The sequence below is a fragment of the Megamonas rupellensis DSM 19944 genome, assembly GCF_000378365.1.
Lineage (GTDB): Bacteria > Bacillota > Negativicutes > Selenomonadales > Selenomonadaceae > Megamonas > Megamonas funiformis.
Map to the genome: position 1 here is coordinate 1 of NZ_KB899599.1, position 20,183 is coordinate 20,183.

General features: G+C 31.8%; 14 protein-coding genes and 10 tRNA genes. 4 read left to right on the forward strand and 20 right to left on the reverse strand.

Annotation, left to right across the window (positions count from 1 at the left end):
- The first annotated feature begins 8 nt into the window (after nt 1–8).
- A tRNA-Arg gene (locus F553_RS0109775) sits at nt 9–86 on the forward strand.
- 8 nt (nt 87–94) lie between these two features.
- A tRNA-Tyr gene (locus F553_RS0109780) sits at nt 95–179 on the forward strand.
- A gap of 103 nt (nt 180–282) precedes the next feature.
- Here F553_RS0109780 and F553_RS0109785 read toward each other — a convergent pair.
- The 10 genes from F553_RS0109785 to bioB form a co-directional block, all read right to left on the reverse strand.
- The gene (locus F553_RS0109785) at nt 283–2,055 is read right to left on the reverse strand and encodes a glycoside hydrolase family 9 protein (protein ID WP_018999963.1); all 1,773 of its coding nucleotides are present in this window, start codon (nt 2,053–2,055) and stop codon (nt 283–285) included.
- A 14-nt stretch (nt 2,056–2,069) separates the two neighbouring features.
- Entirely contained in the window at nt 2,070–2,855 is a 786-nt protein-coding gene (gene bglS, locus F553_RS0109790; protein ID WP_018999964.1) for a beta-glucanase, read from the reverse strand.
- Nucleotides 2,856–2,872: 17 nt separating this feature from the next.
- Nucleotides 2,873–4,297: a 6-phospho-beta-glucosidase gene (locus F553_RS0109795; protein ID WP_018999965.1), complete on the reverse strand. Its 1,425-nt coding sequence runs from the start codon at nt 4,295–4,297 to the stop codon at nt 2,873–2,875.
- An 11-nt stretch (nt 4,298–4,308) separates the two neighbouring features.
- A complete protein-coding gene (locus tag F553_RS0109800; protein ID WP_018999966.1) occupies nt 4,309–4,620 on the reverse strand; it encodes a PTS lactose/cellobiose transporter subunit IIA in 312 nt (103 codons plus the stop codon).
- A 13-nt stretch (nt 4,621–4,633) separates the two neighbouring features.
- Entirely contained in the window at nt 4,634–4,936 is a 303-nt protein-coding gene (locus tag F553_RS0109805) for a PTS sugar transporter subunit IIB (protein ID WP_008538815.1), read from the reverse strand.
- Nucleotides 4,937–4,984: 48 nt separating this feature from the next.
- Nucleotides 4,985–6,472: an S-layer homology domain-containing protein gene (locus tag F553_RS0109810; protein WP_033405767.1), complete on the reverse strand. Its 1,488-nt coding sequence runs from the start codon at nt 6,470–6,472 to the stop codon at nt 4,985–4,987.
- Nucleotides 6,473–6,536: 64 nt separating this feature from the next.
- Nucleotides 6,537–7,844: a PTS sugar transporter subunit IIC gene (locus F553_RS0109815; RefSeq protein ID WP_018999968.1), complete on the reverse strand. Its 1,308-nt coding sequence runs from the start codon at nt 7,842–7,844 to the stop codon at nt 6,537–6,539.
- Nucleotides 7,845–8,091: 247 nt separating this feature from the next.
- Complete coding sequence (locus F553_RS0109820; RefSeq protein WP_018999969.1) at nt 8,092–8,934, reverse strand: MurR/RpiR family transcriptional regulator; 843 nt, start codon at nt 8,932–8,934, stop codon at nt 8,092–8,094.
- A 141-nt stretch (nt 8,935–9,075) separates the two neighbouring features.
- Nucleotides 9,076–10,419, reverse strand: coding sequence for an anaerobic C4-dicarboxylate transporter (locus F553_RS0109825; RefSeq protein WP_018999970.1), 1,344 nt, complete (start codon nt 10,417–10,419; stop codon nt 9,076–9,078).
- Between the two features lie 166 nt (nt 10,420–10,585).
- Entirely contained in the window at nt 10,586–11,545 is a 960-nt protein-coding gene (bioB, locus tag F553_RS0109830) for a biotin synthase BioB (protein ID WP_018999971.1), read from the reverse strand.
- 115 nt (nt 11,546–11,660) lie between these two features.
- On the opposite strand from bioB, the gene F553_RS0109835 reads away from it, so the two are divergent.
- Nucleotides 11,661–12,728, forward strand: coding sequence for a DUF362 domain-containing protein (locus F553_RS0109835; RefSeq protein WP_018999972.1), 1,068 nt, complete (start codon nt 11,661–11,663; stop codon nt 12,726–12,728).
- Between the two features lie 73 nt (nt 12,729–12,801).
- Here F553_RS0109835 and F553_RS0109840 read toward each other — a convergent pair whose 3' ends face one another.
- The 9 genes from F553_RS0109840 to F553_RS0109885 all read right to left on the reverse strand — a co-directional run bounded on the left by F553_RS0109840 (nt 12,802) and on the right by F553_RS0109885 (nt 15,152).
- Entirely contained in the window at nt 12,802–13,974 is a 1,173-nt protein-coding gene (locus F553_RS0109840) for a class I SAM-dependent methyltransferase (protein WP_018999973.1), read from the reverse strand.
- A gap of 308 nt (nt 13,975–14,282) precedes the next feature.
- Nucleotides 14,283–14,357: transfer RNA gene (locus F553_RS0109850), tRNA-Glu, on the reverse strand.
- A gap of 69 nt (nt 14,358–14,426) precedes the next feature.
- A tRNA-Leu gene (locus tag F553_RS0109855) sits at nt 14,427–14,512 on the reverse strand.
- 13 nt (nt 14,513–14,525) lie between these two features.
- Nucleotides 14,526–14,611, reverse strand: a tRNA-Leu gene (locus tag F553_RS0109860).
- A gap of 29 nt (nt 14,612–14,640) precedes the next feature.
- Nucleotides 14,641–14,729, reverse strand: a tRNA-Leu gene (locus F553_RS0109865).
- 100 nt (nt 14,730–14,829) lie between these two features.
- Nucleotides 14,830–14,903, reverse strand: a tRNA-Gly gene (locus F553_RS0109870).
- 6 nt (nt 14,904–14,909) lie between these two features.
- Nucleotides 14,910–14,985 (reverse strand) — tRNA-Thr (locus F553_RS0109875).
- A gap of 11 nt (nt 14,986–14,996) precedes the next feature.
- Nucleotides 14,997–15,072 (reverse strand) — tRNA-Phe (locus F553_RS0109880).
- A gap of 3 nt (nt 15,073–15,075) precedes the next feature.
- Nucleotides 15,076–15,152 (reverse strand) — tRNA-Asp (locus F553_RS0109885).
- Between the two features lie 456 nt (nt 15,153–15,608).
- Between F553_RS0109885 and F553_RS0109890 the strand changes: the two genes are divergently transcribed.
- Nucleotides 15,609–19,832, forward strand: a complete 4,224-nt coding sequence (locus tag F553_RS0109890) for an acyl-CoA dehydratase activase-related protein (RefSeq protein ID WP_018999974.1) — start codon at nt 15,609–15,611, stop codon at nt 19,830–19,832.
- Nucleotides 19,833–19,985: 153 nt separating this feature from the next.
- Here the strand turns inward: F553_RS0109890 and F553_RS11920 are convergent.
- Nucleotides 19,986–20,183 (reverse strand): zinc ribbon domain-containing protein (locus tag F553_RS11920; protein ID WP_018999975.1); only part of this gene is annotated, 198 nt, incomplete at its 5' end.

The following is a 20,183-nucleotide window of genomic DNA, read 5'->3' on the forward strand; positions in this document are numbered from 1 at the left end:
AAACAAATGGCCTTGTAGCTCAGCTGGATTAGAGTGTTTGACTACGAATCAAAAGGTCGCAGGTTCGAGTCCTGCCAAGGTCACCATTTGTAATGGGTAGGTGCCCGAGTGGTTAAAGGGAACGGACTGTAAATCCGTCGCCGTAGGCTACGATGGTTCGAATCCATCCCTGCCCACCATTTTGTAGATTAAAGCTTCGATTTTATCGGAGCTTTTTTTGTTTTATAAATATATGTATAAAAAAATTGCTTTCTAATAATTAAATTAGAAAGCAATTTTTATTTACTTATTATATTTTAAATCTTCAACTTTAACTGAATCTGGTTGTGCAAACCAAGATAAAGCATAAACAGCAGATGAAATATAATCTATAGCATATTCATTTGTAGACCAAGAACTTACCACATCAAGATAAGATTTTGCTATAGGAATATTTCCACTATTCAAGTATTCTGTTTGGTCTGGATCTCCACCTATAACATGATTTGGTCCACCGACAACAAGACCTGAAACATAAGCTCCTGTGCTTTCATGGATACGATTATGTGGATGTAATGGTGGATTATCTCCTACACCAGTCATAAAACTCTTATCAAGTGAATTTCTTCCAAAAAGATAATGAATTTGTGCTAGTGCTCCTTCTAAATATTCTTGTTTTGGCTCAATTTGATATGCCATTAATAAAATATCACCTTTAGTCAAAGCATTTTTAGTTGAAGCCCATGTATATTCATTTTCTTTTAAAGAACAATTAAAACCATCTGTTTTTATACTTGTACAAATATCGTCTGCATAACTAATTAAAGCATTAATAACTTTATTTTGAAGTTGCTTATCTGCATTATTAGATTTAGCATATGCAAATTGTGCTAAAGCTAAAGTATCATCCCATGTAAAAAAGCTTGGTTTATCAGTTAAACGTTTAGACTCTTTCTTCAAATAAGATTCATACTTAGCATCACCTGTTGTTCTAAACATTTCTGCAGCTAACCATAAACGTTCTTCAAGATCTGTATCTTTATTATATGGGCCTGAACCATTTTCTTGTCCTTCATCAACACGATAAATTGGTTTAGGATTTTTTTCTAAATATTGCCAAACAGCTTCAGCATTTTGTTTTAAATTTTTAGCATAATCTTTATCATATTGTTCATATACACGTGAAGCTATTGCTAAACTTGCACCATACATAGCTGAACTAGAAGTAGCTGTACTAAAAATATATCTATCTTGCTTATCTGTATCTGGAGAAATATCAAATCCTGGCCAAGTCAAACCTGATACTTTATGGAATGTACTGCCATCTTCACGTTGCATTTTTTCCATCCAGTCAAGTTCAAATTTTATCTCTGATAAAACATCTGGCATATTTGTATTATTTTCTATGCCTTTTGGAAATAACAATTGACCTTTAGTGAAATGGTCGGGATTTGCTTCATATGCTAACAATAATTCAGCACTACTTAATGCTCCTGTTGTTATATATTTACCATAATCTCCTGCATCATACCAACCGCCACTAACATCTATTTTATCGCCTTTATTATTTAATTTATCAGAGAAATAGACACGAGCTTCTTTATCTTGCTTATGTCCACCTTCTAATTTTAGTCCAGAAACTTTATCATCATTTATAGCAGTATTACTTCTTGATAAAGTATATGAACGCCAACTTTGTACCATAGGTACATCATAGACATCATCACCAATTACGAAATCATATGATTCACGATTACCTACTTTTAAAATATATGTTCCTGGTACATTCAAAGAAGAAAAATCGGCTTTACGTAAAGTTTCTTCAGAAATTTTATCATATTTAGGTTCAGATAAATTTCCTTTAAATACAACTTTATTATCTTTTGTATCAATTATTTCAAAAGTAGTATCATTAGAGTCAGTTACCATTGCTACTTTTGAATAATTTGGCAGATATCCTACTTGGTCAACATGTAGCCCCATATCAGCTGCTTCTATAGGTAGTGATATCGATGAAAAACTTACCGCCATTAATCCAGATAAAATAATTTGACTGAGTTTTTTCTTATTATACATAATCAGACAACTCCTTATTCAGTAAATGGAGTATATTTTATCCATTGATATTCTGCTTTTACAGGTAAATTTTTATCATCAAATGCATTCAACCATTCATCTACACCTGTTCCACACCAAGCATTCATCATAAGTTTAGATTTTGTTACTGGAATTGTTGTTCCTTCCAAACGATATACTTCTTTACCATCAACAAACCAAATAATTTTATCTTTATGCCATTCAAAGCCATAAGTATGGAAACTTTCAGATGCATCAAAACCTAAATCATATAAATATTCATGTCCACCTTTTCCATCACGATAATAATTAAATTGAACTTTTGTTGTATCTTTTCCTAAAAATTCTATATCAATTTCATCCCATGGATTATTATCAGATGGACCAGTATACGTGAAGAAAGAAGATACTACACCATCATTTTTTATTGGTTTCATTGATACTTCATATTTTCCATAACCGTAGAAATCTTTACTACGAAATTCTCCGCCAGAATATGGTATTTTATCAGCTTTTTTTTCTTTATCAATAATTAATTGAAGGTTTCCACCATCAAATGTAACATTTTCTTTATGCCAATTTACATTGAACATATATCCATTTGTCCATCCATCAGCAGCCTCAAATCCTTTTGGCATTCCATTTTGGAAATTCACTTCAAAAGCTTCACTTGCTTTTACATCGCTAGCTGGTGCTGCCATAACAATAGATGGTGTTACTATACTATTTGGAATTACTGTTGGTGTAATGGATAATGCCATAAGCATTGTACTAACAATAGCTTTTTTCTTTAAACTCATAAACTACACTCCTTCACTTATTCAATAGAATAATCTTCGCCATTCGTTTTAATTACTTTTTGATACCAATAAAAAGATTTTTTCGGTACGCGTTTTAATGTACCTTTTCCTTGATTATTTTTATCTACATAAATAAATCCATATCTTTTTTCCATTTCACCTGTACTTGCTGATACGAGGTCAATAGGTCCCCAAGGACAATATCCCATGAGTGTAACACCATCTTCATCTACAGCTTTTTTCATCTCAGCAATATGTTCAGAGAAATATTTTATACGTGTATCATCTTGCACTACACCTGTTTCATCTGGATATTCATGTAAACCAATTCCGTTTTCAACAATCATCATTGGTAATTCATAACGTTCAGAAATCACGTTTAACATATAACGTAATCCAACTGGGTCAATTTGCCAACCCCAATCAGAAGCTTTTACATATGGATTTTTAACTTCTTTACCCATATGTTCTTTACCTTCAGGATCATATTCACTGACAAAACTCATGTAATATGACAAAGCAAAATAATCTACTTTTCCACGTTCTAAAATATCAAAATCGCCATTTTCAATTTTAATATTATAACCTTTATTTTCCCATTCTTTTAATATATACATTGGATAATGTCCTCTGCATTGTACATCTGAGAAAACAAATGTACGATCCATCTCTTTCAATGCTGCCATTTGGTCCATTGGTTTACAAGTTGCTGGATATACTGGAGACATTGCTAACATACAACCAATTTGAAAATCTGGATTAATTTTATGACCTTCAATAACAGCTAATGCAGATGCCACAAATTCATGATGAGCTACTTGATATAAAACCTCATATCTATTTTCACCATCTTTATAAAGTACACCTGAATTTGTAAATGCTGTAAATTCAGTATTTACATCTCTTTGATTATTAATTTCATTAAATGTCATCCAATATTTAACTTTATCTTTATAACGTTTAAAAACAGTAACTGCAAAACGTACAAAGAAATCTACTAATTTACGATTACGCCATCCGCCATATTTAGTTACTAAATTATATGGCATTTCAAAATGAGATAAAGTAACAATTGGTTCCATTCCATAACGATGAAGTGTATCAAAAAGATCATCATAAAATTTTAAACCAGCTTCGTTTGCTTCAACTTCATCACCATTAGGAAAGATACGTGTCCATGCAATACTTGTACGGAAACATTTAAATCCCATTTTAGCAAGCAATGCGATATCTTCTTCATAACGATGATAAAAATCTATAGCTTCATGATTTGGATAAATCTTTCCTGGAACAATACCATCTGTAATTTCTCTAGGTTTATTTGGTCCACCCAAAGTCATTACATCAGCTACGCTAATTCCTTTTCCGCCTTCTTGCCAACCGCCTTCAAGTTGGTGGGCAGCTACTGCGCCACCCCATAAAAAACCTTTTGGAAATCCCATTTTTATTCTCCTTATTTTACGTTTATTTTACGATAAACATCTATAAATTCTTGTGCGATAATTTTAAAACCTTCTGCACTCATCAATTGGTCTTCTGCATGTAAAATCAATAAATTGACTACATTATCACCAGATGCTTCTTTTTGCAATAATTCATTGTGTTTATCATGACCTTCAATAAATACTTTTTCACCTTCGGCAATTAATTCTTCTGCTTTTTCATAATTGCCTTTTTTAGCTTCACTAATTGCTTCTATATAACAACTACGTGCTGTTCCCACAGAAGAAATAATCTCGAATGCTATTAATTCTAAACCTTCCATTACTTACTCTCCCTTAGTCTTTCATTAAACTTTTAGCAAATGCTAAAGCACCTTTACCATCCATACGACCATACATACGCATTTCAATAGCATCAACAGGTACACCTGGTAATTCTTTTGCAATTTTGTCTTTAGAAAAACGAATTTGTGGACCAAGTAATACTACATCAGCATCTGAAGCTTTTTCCACTGCTTCTGCTGCTGAATAGGCAGCTATTTCACAATCATAATTTTCAGCTTTTGCTGCTTCCTGCATTTTTTTTACTAACATACTTGTAGACATACCAGATGCACATAATAAAACAATCTTTTTCATAATAAATTACTCCTTTTATCTATAAAATTATATTTAAAATATTATTTATCAAAAATGGAAATCTACTTGTGTACGAATGAAATCACGTTTATATTGCTGATCTTTTTCTCCATCAAAAACACCATACATATCAGCAATTTCATACATTGTTTCCCATTCTATATTTTTGGCTGGTACATATTTAAAACCAAATACCCATCCTTTAGAGCCTGGTTTCAATAAGCCCCATTCTTCATCACCCATAATATTTCCATGACGACCATAGTCAAACCAGCGCGTATAAAGTTGGAAAGAGCCTGGATCATTTAAGTTAGTCCAACGATAATTCAAACGAATAGATTTACTTGTATTTTCATCAATATCAAAAATATGTTTCGTTCCATCTGAAGCCTTTTCAACTACACGTTCTTTTTCAGCATTTGTAAGCACATAATCACCAATAAGTGTGATATTTTTCATCGGATTCCACATTGCACTCAATACCAATCCATGTGAACCGAATGTATTTGCAAGCGCCTGATATTTACCAGTAGTCGGGTCTACGGGGGCATATACGTTATCTCCTGGAGATTCATTTTTATCAATATCTAGTTGGGCATATGCTAAATTAATTTGTAAATTATCAGAAACAGGACCTTGTACGCCTAATCCGTACATAGCAAAATCATAACCTGCATCAGTTGGTTTTTGATAAAATGCTAATGCTTTTAAACCGTTATTATCTAAAGGATAATCAAGCACGATACCGTCTGTTTCATTACCCAATAATACATTTTGAAAACCTAAACCGCGCCATCTGCGCCCTACATCAACATGCAATTTATCAATATTACCTTCTGCCCAAATACGCTGGATTACACCATCAGAATCATCATGACCTTCATGATATTTTACATCACCAGCGGATGTTACATATCGAGCATAACGTTGATTTGTTTCGCTTTCAAAATTAAAATTCCAATCATCATTAACTTTAAATTTACCTTTTAAATCAAGATAAAAACGATTATTATCATTTTGGTCATTATAACCTTTGATATTGTCATTATCCCAAGATACTCTACCAAAACCACTAATTTTAAAACGTTCTGCGTCTTCTTTTAATTTGGAAATATCGGATGTATTTTTATCAATTTGTGATTGCATTTGCTTCAAATCTTCGCTAAATTCTTCTTTTAATTGATTTAATACAGCTTTATCTCCTATATCTCCTTTATCTGATTTCATAGCATTAGCCACTATACTTGCCATTTCATAACGTGTCATTGTTCGATTTCCCTGAAATGTTCCATCTTTATAACCTTCAATGACACCATGTTGAGCTAAATAATCAAGTGCTTCATAAGCCCAATGACCTTGAGGAACATCACTAAAACTATTTACATTTGCATTTATATTTTCATTATCAGTAACACTAACTTTATTTTCTGAAGAAACTTTATCTGTATCAGATGTTGATTGCGCAAAAGATGTACCTGTTAATCCTAAAAATATTCCCATAGAAATAGCTAACGCTTTATTTTTCTTTAATAGCATCAATACATTCGCCCCCAAAATTAATTCTCTCTAATATACAATCTCTCAAAAAATAATTTAATAATTATTCTTCTTTTTCACCTTGTTCTTCTTTTAACATTGCTTTATCTTGTGCTCGTACAAATGGAAAATATATTGCTGTAGATATAGCCAAGTTTATTATCTGTACAACAGCACCTTGCCAACCATTAAGTAAAAATCCTGCAATTATTGGAGGTGTTGTCCATGGTACTTGAACGGCACTAAAAGGAGACATGAAGCCCATACTGATTGAAAAATATGTTACAAATAATGCTATTAAAGGTACTAACACAAATGGAACGAGTAAATATGGATTAAATACAATTGGCAAACCAAAAATAAGAGGTTCATTTATATTAAATAAACCTGGCACAAATGCCATTTTCAACAAAGATTTCATTTGTTGAGATTTAACAGTAAATATACCTGATAATAAAAGTCCTAATGTCAAACCACAACCGCCACTTTTTACAAATACATCATTGACTTGAGCAGTTATAATTTTAGCTTCTGGATTATTTATAAGAGACATACCTATATCTATAAGATGCTGATTATCTAAAGAATTTGCTATCAATAATGGACTTACTACACCACCGACAACATTTGGACCATGAACACCAGCCCAAAACAAAATGCCCTGTAAAGCAACAATTATAGAACCACCAGCTAATGTATCAGAAAGACCTTGCAATGGTGTCTGAATAATTTTAAAAATTAATTCTGGTAATGTAATAGCTCCAAGATAATGACAAAGTCCGTATAAAACAGAAGCTACTGTAAAAAATATCATACCAGGTACTAACGCAGTAAAAGCTCTTGCTACACCTTGTGGTACAGAATCTGGCATTTTTATACCAACATTATTTTTTTCACAATAACAGAAAACATATGATACAAAAAAAGCTATAATAATTGCTGTTATAACACCATTACTACCAACCCAAGCTTTTGGTATAATATCTCCTACTAATTGACCATTTTCAGTTACTAATGATGGTGGCATTAATATTAACAATGTTGATAAAGCTAATATAGATGCCATACTAGCATCGCAACCTTCATTGCCTACAAATTTGTATGTAATTGCGACTACAACAATTAAAGCTAATACATTAAATGTACCACCCGCTACAGCATTAAATGGTGCTGTCCAATCATTACCAAATATGGATGCCATAAATTCTCCATATCCAGGAATTGGTAAGTTTGCAATCAACAAAAATACTGAACCACAAATAGTAAATGGTGTAGTCATAATAAAACCATCACGTAATGCTACTACAGCACGTATTTGTGCAAACTTGCTCATAACTTCGATAAAGCTATCAAAAAGTTTTTGTTTATCCATTTAGAATTCTCTCCTTTTCTTATACATAATTTTTTGAATTTTTCTTAAGGCGATTTTAATATATCATTAACAAAATACTGTTTCAATAGATATTGGCTAATACGAAACAATGATACAATATCATATAAAAAAACCTTTTTTCACTTGTAGCAATGATACGAATTGTTTGAAAATAATCAAAATAACAACAAAAAACTGCTTATTTTAAATGTTATCTACATCAAAATAAGCAGTTTTTATTTTCATCTTAATAACGAAAATGTTTATTTAACCATTGTTCTTTTTGTTGCGAATCATGATAATCTAAACGCGTCATAAGCATGGTAAACATTATGTCTGTAACATATTTTGCACCTAAAAGAAAAACTCTAGGTCCTAATTCTTCCATTTGCTTCACACTTGCTACAGAAAAAACTACATCTGCTAAACTAGCTATTTCTGAATTAGGTGATGCTGTAATCAAAATAAAGGAAATTCCTCGTAGTTTTAATAAACGAGCAATATCTAATAACATACGATTATTCCCTGTACGACTTATGATAAATCCCAAATGATCTTTTGAAGCACTAGTTGCCTGTAAATATTGCATAGTCATTGGAGAATGTACACTTGAGCATTTATTAGCCATGATAAAACCAGCTGAAGCAATTCTTGCTATATCTAAATTATTATCCATAGCATAAAAATCAATATGTTTAGATTTTATAAAAAGATTTAGAGCTTTTAAAAAATCTTCTGGATTAAGCATATTCCTTGTTTCTTTTAATGTATCAATTTCAATAGCTGTTACTTTATCAATTAATGAATGTATACTATCTTTAGTTGATACAACAAGTTCTTCACCTTTTGGATGATTGATATATTGCATCATTTCAGCTAAAAATTGAACTCTAAATTCTGTATATCCACTAAAACCTAATTTTTGACTAAAACGCACAATAGCAGCTGAATTTGTATACGTATTTTTACCCAATTGTCTAGTTGACATTCCAGCTAATTTCCTAAAATTTGCTAATAAATATGTTGCAATCATTATTTCTGTTTCAGAAAAATCTTTTTGTTCTTGTAATATTTTTATTAAATTTGTCACATAAAACCCTCCTATCTTTATTTATATTTGTCAAAATATAGCTTATATATTAATATTATTTAAAATTATAGTCAATAAAATTTATAATCAAAAAATCCTAGAGCATAAACTCTAGGATTTTTTATTTCATTAATTAATTTATCAATATAAAAGATGTGTTATTACATAACCTACACAGCAACCAACTGTGATACCAATAAAACCTGGAATGATAAAGCTATGATTGATTACAAATCTACCAATTCTTGTTGTTCCAGAACGGTCAAAACCAATGCAAGCCAAATCTGATGGATAAGTTGGTAAGAAGAAATAACCATAGCAAGCAGAAATAAATGAAATGATAATAAGTGGGTCAACACCTACACTTAATGCCATAGGCACTACAATAGCTAATGCTGCTGCCTGAGAATTTACCAATTTAGATATTAAGAATAAAACAATTGCATAAGTCCAAGGATAATCTAAAACAATCTGTCCCAAAGTTTCTTTGAATTCTGGTAAATATGCACCAAAATAAGTTTCTGCCATCCATGCTACACCATACACAGAAACAATAGCTACCATACCAGATTTAAAAACAGAACCATTTGTTACATCACTAACTTTAACTTTGCAAATAAGTAAAATAAGCGCTGCAATAACCAACATACAAAGCTGAATTGTTGGTGTCATAGAAAGTGGTACCCATGCACCTTTAGCATTTGGTACAAGTGGTAACAATTCTTTTGGGAAACTACCAAATAAAGCGATTACAACAATACCTAATAAAAAGATAAATGTAGCTTTATAAGCACTAGCTGGTAATTTTACTTCAGCATTATTTTGAGCTTGTTCTTCATAGATATAAGCTCTTTGTTCTGGATCTCTTAATTTAGCTTGGAAAATTTCATCTTTTGCTAAATCTTTACCTCTTTTTAAGCTCCATAAGCCTGTTACTAAAACACCGCAGAACGTAGCTGGAATAGAAACCATTAAAATTTGTACTACACCTAATGGATGAGTTGTTCCTGCAAGCATTGCCACCATGGATACTACAGCTACTGAAGCAGGAGAAGCACAAATCCCCATCTGAGAAGCAACAGATGCTGCTGCCATTGGTCTTTCTGGTCTGATATTTTGTTTGATAGCAATATCATAAATAATTGGGAACATAGTATATACTACATGACCAGTACCGCAAAGAACAGTTAAAAACCATGTAGTAATTGGAGCAAGTACAGTTATTTGTTTTGGGTTTTTACGCAATAATTTTTCAGCGTATTTTAGCATTACATCAAGCCCTTTTGATGCTTGCAAAAATCCCGAGCAAGTAACTACCGCCATAATTGTGAGCATTACATCAATTGGTGGTTTTCCTGGTACTAAACCAACAACAAATACAAAGAAGGTCAAACCAATACCGGATACAGCAGCTAATCCTAAGCCGCCAAAACGAACACCAATAACAAGACAGGCAATAAGAACTATAAATCCTAAAATTTCCATACAAAAACTCCTTTCATTTTGTATACATCATACTAAATACCTGTTCTGAAATAATAGATTATTTATACAATTTAGTCCGGTTAATATTATAACATAAAAAATTTTTATTGTATAATATTTTTTATATATAGGGCAAATTTAATTGCCCTATATATTTTTAAAGTAATTATACTATTTTAAAACCTAATTCTTGTATCATCTTCATATCTGTATCAATAGAAATGCCACTTGTTGTGAGCATATCACCAGAAATAACAGCATTAGCTCCTGACTGCAAACAAGCTTTACCTTTATCTGTAAATAATCCTCTACCACCAGCTAGACGAATAAATAAATCTGGTAAAATAAAACGATAAATAGCCACTATTCTTTGCATATCTTCATCAGTAAGTGGCTTATTATGTTCGTATGGTGTTCCTGGTATAGGATTTAGACGATTTATAGGCACAGAATTTACATTTAAATTTCGTATTTCTAAAGCCATATCTATTCTATCTTCCATGGTTTCACCTATTCCCATGATACCACCACTACAAACACTCATACCTGCTCTTTGCGCTGCTTTTATTGCTTCTACTTTATCTTCAAAAGTATGCGTAGTACAAACTTTATCAAAATGATTTCTTGAGGTTTCTAAATTATTATGAATTCTTTCTACGCCCACATCATTCAATTTTTTAAATTGAGCTTCATTCAATAAACCACCAGAAACACATAATTTTATTTTACATTTTTTATGTACTTCATCTAAAGAATTTGCCAATTTATCTATTTCTTCATCACTTAATCTCTTGCCTGAAGTTACTACTGCATAACGTGCTACGCCTTTGCTATAATTATACTGTGCTTCTTCTAAAATAGGCTTCGTATTTAATAATGGATAAGTTTCTATTTTTGTAGTATAATGAGCTGACTGTGCACAATATTTACAGTCCTCGGAACATCTACCAGATTTTCCATTAATAATAGTGCAAATATCAAAATCATCACCGCAAAAATGTTTTCTTATCTCATTAGCGGCTGTAGATAATTCATCTAATGGAGCTTTCACTAAATCTAAAGCTTCCTGTTTATTAATTCTATAACCATTTAGTATTTTTTCTTTTAAATCATTTACGCAATTCATTTGTTATCACCTTAAATCTTTTATATAAATATAATTAAACCATTATATTTATATAATGTCAACTTTTAAAAATATTAGGTTAACGAATTATATAATCATTTAAGAAAGGAATTTTATGAACTCAACAGATATTTTACAAACACATGGTGCAAATCTCTATGAAATCACTTTTAATTTATTATCTAATTCTAAATTAGCAGAATTTATCCCTAATAAAAACAGTACAATTATTATTAAACCTGATATAAAATATATCAATAATACACTATACTCTACTTCTCCAGTAATCTTAACTACAATAATTAAATACCTACAAGACAATAATTTTACTAATATTAATCTTGTATTAGGTTCTTTAATCGATGATGATTTAGAGCAATTATTAATAACTTGTAAATACGATAAAATTGTAGATAAATTAAACATTCCTGTATATGGTCTTAAGGATAAAGATTACACTACAAAAACTATTGGTGGTATCGAATATAAATTAATAGATAAAGTCATCAATGCCGACTTTTTTATTAATTTAGTTACTTCTTCACCAAATGAAACAACTATACTGCACAATGCATTACAGGCTATGCAAAATATCTTGCATGCCCAAAATCGCTCTTTATTCACTACAGACAATTTTTATAAAGCAATCTGCTTTTTGAATTATTTAATTAAAGCTAACTTCACATTAGTAGAAATAGATAGTTTATCTGATATCCAAGCAGATAAACATATGTATGCTACTATAGATAATTTATTAGCTGATGCTTATTATGCTCAAAATCTAGGCTATAAACCATTTGATATCGAATATATTGAACTAGCTTCTAAATTAAATATCGGTTGTGCTGACATCAATAAAGCTAATATCATTAATTTAATAGATAATACTATTACTTGTGATAATAATTCAAAGTTAGCCTCTCATATCAATGCTTCTAGCCCTTGCGAGCAATGTTATCAAAATTTACTGCAAGCACTCTCCTTATTAGATAAAGATAATTTACTTGATAAACTACCTACAAAATTATTCATCGGTCAAGGTTGGCGAGAATTCAGCGAAAATGGCATTGGCATAGGTCGTTGCACTAGCAAATTTGAAAATTATGTTAGAGGTTGCCCACCAAGCCCTCAAAAAACTTATGAATTTCTAAAAGAGTTCATTTGTAATAATCAAAATGCATAAAGAATAAATAAAAGCTCTATAAGTTAAATACTACAAATAACTTATAGAGCCTCTTTTTTATTATATTAATATATCAATACCATCTTGTTAATGGTAATTCATTATTTACACCTTTAGTAACTAAAATTTGATGTAAATCTATGCCACCTACATGGAAATTTGCTGCACAGGCATTTAAATATAAATCCCACATGCGAATAAATTTTTCATCAAACATTCCACTGATTTTATCTAAATGATTATGAAAATTATCTGCCCAACAAAGTAAAGTTTTTTCATAATGACGACGCAAATTTTCAATATCGAGAATATGGAAATCATCATTTCCCATACTAGAAACGATTTCCCTAAGACTTGGTATCACTCCACCTGGGAAAATGTATTTTTTCATCCAACTATCAGTTTCCATTTCTTTTAATTGACTGATGAAATGCAATAAATACAAACCCTTATCTTTTAATACTGCATTTACACAATCATTGAATAGCTGATAATTTTCCCTGCCAACATGTTCTAGCATACCTACACTAACAACTCTATCAAAACTTTTTCCCCATTTTGGTAAATCTCGATAATCCATCAATTCAACTGTTAAATAATCTTCTAAATGTTCTTTTTGTATACGCGATTTAAATTCTTTATATTGTTCACGACTTAAAGTAATACCCGTACCTTTTACCTTATATTTTTTAGCAGCTTCGATGAGTAAAAAGCCCCAACCACAGCCAATATCTAATAGGCTCATACCTTCTTTTAAATATAATTTCGATAAAATATAATCCACTTTATTTACTTGTGCTTGATATAAAGTATCATCTTCATTTTTAAAATAAGCACAAGAATAACTCATTGTTTCGTCTAACCATAATTTATAAAAATCATTACCTATATCATAATGAGATTGAACTTGTTTTTCTTGACTTTCTTTAGAATTAGATGGATGAATTATTTTATCTAGCAAAGTTTCATTCAAAGAAAATTTATCCATTTGACCTAAAAAATGAATTAAAGCATCATATAAATCTCCTTCAATGGTTAAATCTCCATTCATATAAGCTTCACCTAAAGCGATAGACGTACTATTAAGTAAATCCATTATAGGTATTGTCTTTTTAAAGTCCACTACAAAAGTTGGTTCACCTTTACCTACTAAATATTGATTATCTTTAAATTTTAAAAGAAATGGATTTTTATCAAATTTATTAAAAAAATGAACCATAGCCTTTTCTTCTAATTTATCAAACATAATAGCACCTCTCAATATCCTTCATAAAAAACTATAAACTACTAATATAAATTAGTAGTTTAAAATTTCACAAATAATATTATTTTTAAGTTACTAATATATAAATATTTGATTAGTTAACTTTATACTTATACTATACCCATCTATAACTATTGTCAATTAGATAAAATCTAATAAGTTTGATAAAAAATTTTTAAGTTTATTTTAGAAAATAAAAAAATGCTTTTTAAAATCTAGATTTTTAATCTGGACTTTAAAAAGCATTCTTAAATCTATATAAAAACTCTTTATTAAGAGTTGAATAACCATGGTGACGCGTATGGGATTCGAACCCATGAAGCCGCCGTGAAAGGGCGGTGTCTTAACCACTTGACCAACGCGCCATATTTAAATTTCCTACAGACATAAAAAAAGCTGATATCATATTGGTATCAGTTCATTCTTTAAATTAATGGTGCGGTTGATGGGACTTGAACCCATACGACCATTGATCACTACCCCCTCAAAGTAGCGCGTCTGCCAATTCCGCCACAACCGCATATACTCTTTAATGGTGCGGCCGAGTGGATTTGAACCACCATGAGGTATCCCCCACTAGCGCCTGAAGCTAGCGCGTCTGCCATTTCGCCACGACCGCAAAGGGCAAAAATAACAAATGATGGTGATTGGTGCCGAGGACCGGAATCGAACCGGTACGGTTATTACTAACCGCGGGATTTTAAGTCCCGTGCGTCTGCCAGTTCCGCCACCCCGGCATTATTCACTTCTTTGTTCTCGTCGAGAACATTTAATATGTTACCATATTGTTTTATTCTTGTCAAGAACTTTTTTAAAGTTTTTTCAAACTTTTTTTGATGGAGCGGGTGATGGGAATCGAACCCACGTAACTAGCTTGGAAGGCTAGGGCTCTACCATTGAGCTACACCCGCATTTCATGGAGCTGGCGAGAGGAATCGAACCCCCAACCTGCTGATTACAAGTCAGCTGCTCTGCCAATTGAGCTACACCAGCATGTTATAAAATGGTGCCTCAGAGCGGAATCGAACCACTGACACGGGGATTTTCAGTCCCCTGCTCTACCGACTGAGCTACCGAGGCAAATGGCGACCCGAAGGGGACTTGAACCCCTGACCTCCGCCGTGACAGGGCGGCATTCTAACCAACTAAACTACCGGGCCATCTTAACCTTTATTGCTGTTTTTTCTCTGTGAGTTGTTGTCTCACGAGCCAGCTTCTATAGTATATTATTTTAAAACCATTTTGTCAACACTTTTTTTGAAAAAATTTAAAAAAAGTTATCGTTTTTATTTTTTCAGATTAAACGCCATTATTTTTCAACAAAAAACTTCCTTATTATAAATATAGTAAAATTTATATTATCATCTCTTTTTGAAAATAAAATCTTCATTTTCATCACTTATTTCTATTTAATTTTACTTTTTTATTCAATTTCAGCTAAAAAATTCATTCTTTTTTTCTAAAATCAATAAAAAAATCCTCAAAAGTGAATACTATTCATTTTGGTAAATTTTTTATTCTATGATATAATACATATGCACAATAATAACTATTTAAAGCTTATATTTCTAATTTCTAAAGTATTAATAAATATATATTTTATAGGTGGTGTTATCTTGAATTTTTCGTATAAACTTGGTATTGATATCGGTTCTACTACTATAAAATTAGTTGTCTTAGACAACGATAATCAAGTAGTTTATAAGAAATACATGCGTCATTTATCAGAAATCTATAAATCCATGCACGATAATATGATTTTATTATCAGATACATTAAAAAATCATAAATTTACCTGTGCAATAACTGGCTCTGCCGGTATGGGTATGGCTAACAATTTAAACATGCCTTTTGTTCAAGAAGTAATCGCTTGTTCTAAAGCTGTTAAAAATTGGATACCTCAAACTGATGTAGCTGTAGAGTTAGGCGGTGAAGATGCTAAAATCACTTATTTTGGCTCTGCACCAGAACAACGTATGAATGGTGTTTGTGCAGGTGGCACAGGTTCATTTATTGACCATATGGCTTCACTTTTAAATACTGATGCTATGGGTTTAAATGAATTAGCTCAAAAAGGCACTCAAATTTATACTATTGCTTCTCGTTGTGGTGTTTTTGCTAAAACAGATGTTCAAGCATTATTAAATGATGGTGTTTCTAAAGCCGATATTGCTCTTTCTATCTTACAAGCTGTAGTTAATCAAACTATCGGTAACTTAGCACAAGGACGTCCACTTGAAGGTAATATAGCCTTTTTAGGTGGCCCTTTATATTTCTTAACTCAATTAAAAGAACGCTTTATTAAAACTTTAAAATTAACTGATGAACATATTGTCAATGTTGATGATGGTTGTTATTTTGTTGCTATGGGTTGCGCTCTAAGTGATAATGCGATTGAAATGACATATGATGAATTAATGCAACGTTTAAATAATTGCAGTAAATCATCTACAGAAACTGAATCTGTAGCCTTTACATTATTTAAAAATGAACAAGAATATAATGAGTTTAAGCAACGTCATAATAAAGATGTTGTAAAAAAAGCTTCATTATCAGATTATCAAGGACCTCTATACATAGGTATTGATGCTGGTTCTACTACTACAAAATTAGTCGCAATTAGTAAAGATCGTGAAATATTATATTCTTCCTATGGCAGTAATAATGGCTCACCATTAAAAACTGTATTAGATGAAATAAAAGCTCTATATGAAATTATTCCTCCTAATGCTTATATTGCTACTGTTGGTACGACTGGCTATGGAGAACATATCGTCAAAGCTGCTCTTCATGCAGATTTTGGTGAAGTAGAAACTTTTGCTCATTTACGTGCAGCTCGTGAATTTTGTCCTGATGTATCTTGCGTTCTAGATATCGGTGGACAAGATATGAAATGCTTCTATGTAAATAAAGGCAATATCGGACAAATCATTTTAAATGAAGCTTGCTCTGCTGGCTGTGGTTCTTTCATTCAAAACTTCGCTCAAGGCTTAAATATGGAAGTCAGTGATTTTGCCAATAAAGGCTTAACTGCTAAAAATCCAGTAGATTTAGGTACTCGTTGTACTGTTTTCATGAATTCTCGTGTAAAACAAGCACAAAAAGAAGGAGCTTCTGTAAATGATATTTCTGCTGGTATAGCTCTTTCCGTTATCAAAAATGCTTTATTTAAAGTAATCCAAGTCAAAGATGTATCTGAACTTGGCGATAATATCGTAGTTCAAGGTGGTACATTCTATAATGATGCTGTACTTCGTTCTATGGAATTATTGTTAAATAAAAATGTAATCCGTCCAGATATCTCTGGCTTAATGGGTGCTTATGGTATTGCACTTTTAGCTATAGAACGTCAACAAGAAAAATCTTCTATTTTAACCAAAGAAGAATTAAAAGATTTCCATATGGAAACAAAAACTTACCGCTGTCATGGCTGTGGTAATAACTGTCTAATCACAACACAAATTTTTCCTGATGGCAATCGCTATTCTACAGGAAATCGCTGTGAAAAAGGCATTGGTAAACAAATAGCTAAAGAAGATAAAGCACCTAATATTTATAAATATAAATATCATCGCTTATTTGAATACTATAAACCACTTCTCAATGCACCAAAAGGACGTATAGGTATTCCACGTGTACTCAATATGTATGAAGATTTTCCATTCTGGTTTACTTTCTTCACTTTATTAGGTTATGAAGTAGTATTATCTGGCAAATCTTCAGCTCAGTTATATTGTAAAGGCATGTCTACTATTCCTTCTGACTCTTTATGTTATCCAGGAAAATTAGTACACGGTCATATCATGGATTTAATTGAAAAAGGTATCACTACTATCTTTTATCCATGTATCCCTTATAATATGAAAGACCCTCTTCATGCCTCCGATAACAATTATAACTGTCCTATTGTCGCTTCTTATGCTGAAAATATCCGCGCTAATATGGATATTCTCCGCCAGAAAAATATAAACTTCCTTCAACCATTCTTACCAATAAATAATAAAAAAGCTTTGATTAAACGTTTACAAGAAGAATTATCTTCTTTAAATATTCCTAAAAAAGACTTAATCGAAGCTGTAGAAAAAAGTTATCAAGAATTAGATAAATATAAAGAAGACATTCGCAACTATGGTGAAAATATCATCAAAGAAGCAACTGATAAAAAAATGCCAATTGTCGTTTTAGCTGGTAGACCATACCATGTTGATCCTGAAATCAATCATGGTATTCCTGAAATGATTCAATCTTACGGTATTGCAATTTTATCTGAAGATGCTCTTTATCATTTAGATTGCCCAGAAGATAGCTTAGATATCGTAAACCAATGGAGCTATCATGCTAGATTGTATCATGCTGCTAGTTACGTAGCTCGCCACAAAGAAATGACTTTAATTCAATTCAGTTCCTTTGGTTGTGGTCTTGATGCTATCACTACTGGTCAAGTACGTGAAATCTTAGAACAACATGGCGATATCTACACTATGATAAAATTAGATGAAGTAAGTAACCTTGGTGCAGCTCGTATACGTATTCGTTCTCTCATGGCTGCATGGAAATATGGCTTTGCCCAAATTGACGAAATTGAACCGCCAAAACAACGTGCTTATTTCAGCAAAGAATGTCAAGAAGAACATACTATCTTGGCACCGCAAATGTCTCCTAAACATTTTGATTTCATTCAACATGCTTGTAAAAAATCTGGTATGAAAATCGTCATTCCGCCAATGCCTACACAAGAAGATATTGACTTAGGTCTACGCTATGTCAATAATGATATGTGCTATCCTGCAATCGTAGTCATTGGTCAATTATTAAAAGCATTAAAATCAGGCGAATATGATGTAAATAATACTTCAATCATGCTTTTCCAAACATGTGGTGCTTGCCGTGCTACAAACTATTTAAATTTAATGCGTAAAGCTTTAGAAAATGCCGGCTTAAGCCAAGTTCCTGTATTTGCTTGTGTTGGTCGTGAAACAGATGATTTCAAATTAAAAACAGAAATCTGGCTTGATGTTGTCAAAGCTACTATTTACTCTGACTTATTAATTCGTCTATCCAATAGAACAAGACCTTATGAAAAAGTAGCTGGCTCTGTTGATGTCTTATATAATAAATGGCGTAAAATCTTCATGGACGAAATCACTAATGGCAATTATATTAAATTCAGCAATAATATCAAAAAAGCTGTAAAAGAATTTGATGAAATTGCTCTCAATGAAGATGTAATAAAACCAAAAGTAGGTATCGTTGGCGAAATTCTTGTTAAATATCACCCAACAGCTAATAATCATGTAGAAAAAATTCTCTTTGATGAAGGTGCTGAAGTTGTAACACCTGATTTAATGGATTTCTTCATGTACATGGCATATGATGATATCGTAAAATATAAAATGCTTGATGGTAAATGGATAGATAAAGCTAAATCAGAAATTTTCATCAAAGTTCTTGAATTTTTCCGCAAACCTATGCGCAAAGCACTTCGTGCTAGCAAACGCTTCACTGCTCCATATACTATTAAAGAAATAGCTAAATTAACTACTCCTCATGTTTCTTTAGGTAATATGGCTGGTGAAGGTTGGTTCTTAACTGGTGAAATGGCAAAATTGATCCAAGAAGGTGTAGATAATATCATTTGTTTACAACCATTTGGTTGCTTGCCAAATCACATCACAGGAAAAGGTATGATACGTGAACTCATGCGTACACATGATGGTGTAAATATCGTAGCTATTGACTGTGATGCTGGTATCAGTGAAGTAAACCAGTTAAATCGTATAAAATTAATGCTTTCTGTAGCTAAAGAAAAAATCGCTGAGCAAGACCATAAAGCTCTATAAAAAAAATGATAAAGTAATAAAAAATAAGAACTGTATTTTCAAAGATACGGTTCTTATTTTTTTGCATTGACTTGAATTGACATACTCCCCATGCCTAAATGCAGGGGATTCTTGGATACAAACGATACTTGCCTACTAAAATAGCAGGTCTTACTATATCTCTCCAAAGAAGGTTGATGCCCCAACCTTCCATATATTTATAGCAGCATTTCTATCTCTATCGTGGCTGGTTTTGCACTTTGCGCAAATCCACTCACGAACTGCCAAATTTTTAGTTTCAGGATTTTTTGTACCACAAACATGGCAAATTTGCGAACTTGGATAGTATCTATCTATCTTTTGCACTATTGA

What these genes read in the sequence shown, in the direction of transcription:
- F553_RS0109810 (WP_033405767.1), bottom strand. Translation starts at nt 6,472, where the DNA reads ATGCTATTAAAGAAAAATAAAGCGTTAGCTATTTCTATGGGAATATTT.
- F553_RS0109825 (WP_018999970.1), bottom strand. Translation starts at nt 10,419, where the DNA reads ATGGAAATTTTAGGATTTATAGTTCTTATTGCCTGTCTTGTTATTGGT.
- F553_RS0109835 (WP_018999972.1), top strand. Translation starts at nt 11,661, where the DNA reads ATGAACTCAACAGATATTTTACAAACACATGGTGCAAATCTCTATGAA.
- F553_RS0109795 (WP_018999965.1), bottom strand. Translation starts at nt 4,297, where the DNA reads ATGGGATTTCCAAAAGGTTTTTTATGGGGTGGCGCAGTAGCTGCCCAC.
- F553_RS0109815 (WP_018999968.1), bottom strand. Translation starts at nt 7,844, where the DNA reads ATGGATAAACAAAAACTTTTTGATAGCTTTATCGAAGTTATGAGCAAG.
- F553_RS0109785 (WP_018999963.1), bottom strand. Translation starts at nt 2,055, where the DNA reads ATGTATAATAAGAAAAAACTCAGTCAAATTATTTTATCTGGATTAATG.
- F553_RS0109805 (WP_008538815.1), bottom strand. Translation starts at nt 4,936, where the DNA reads ATGAAAAAGATTGTTTTATTATGTGCATCTGGTATGTCTACAAGTATG.
- bioB (WP_018999971.1), bottom strand. Translation starts at nt 11,545, where the DNA reads ATGAATTGCGTAAATGATTTAAAAGAAAAAATACTAAATGGTTATAGA.
- F553_RS0109800 (WP_018999966.1), bottom strand. Translation starts at nt 4,620, where the DNA reads ATGGAAGGTTTAGAATTAATAGCATTCGAGATTATTTCTTCTGTGGGA.
- F553_RS0109840 (WP_018999973.1), bottom strand. Translation starts at nt 13,974, where the DNA reads ATGTTTGATAAATTAGAAGAAAAGGCTATGGTTCATTTTTTTAATAAA.
- bglS (WP_018999964.1), bottom strand. Translation starts at nt 2,855, where the DNA reads ATGAGTTTAAAGAAAAAAGCTATTGTTAGTACAATGCTTATGGCATTA.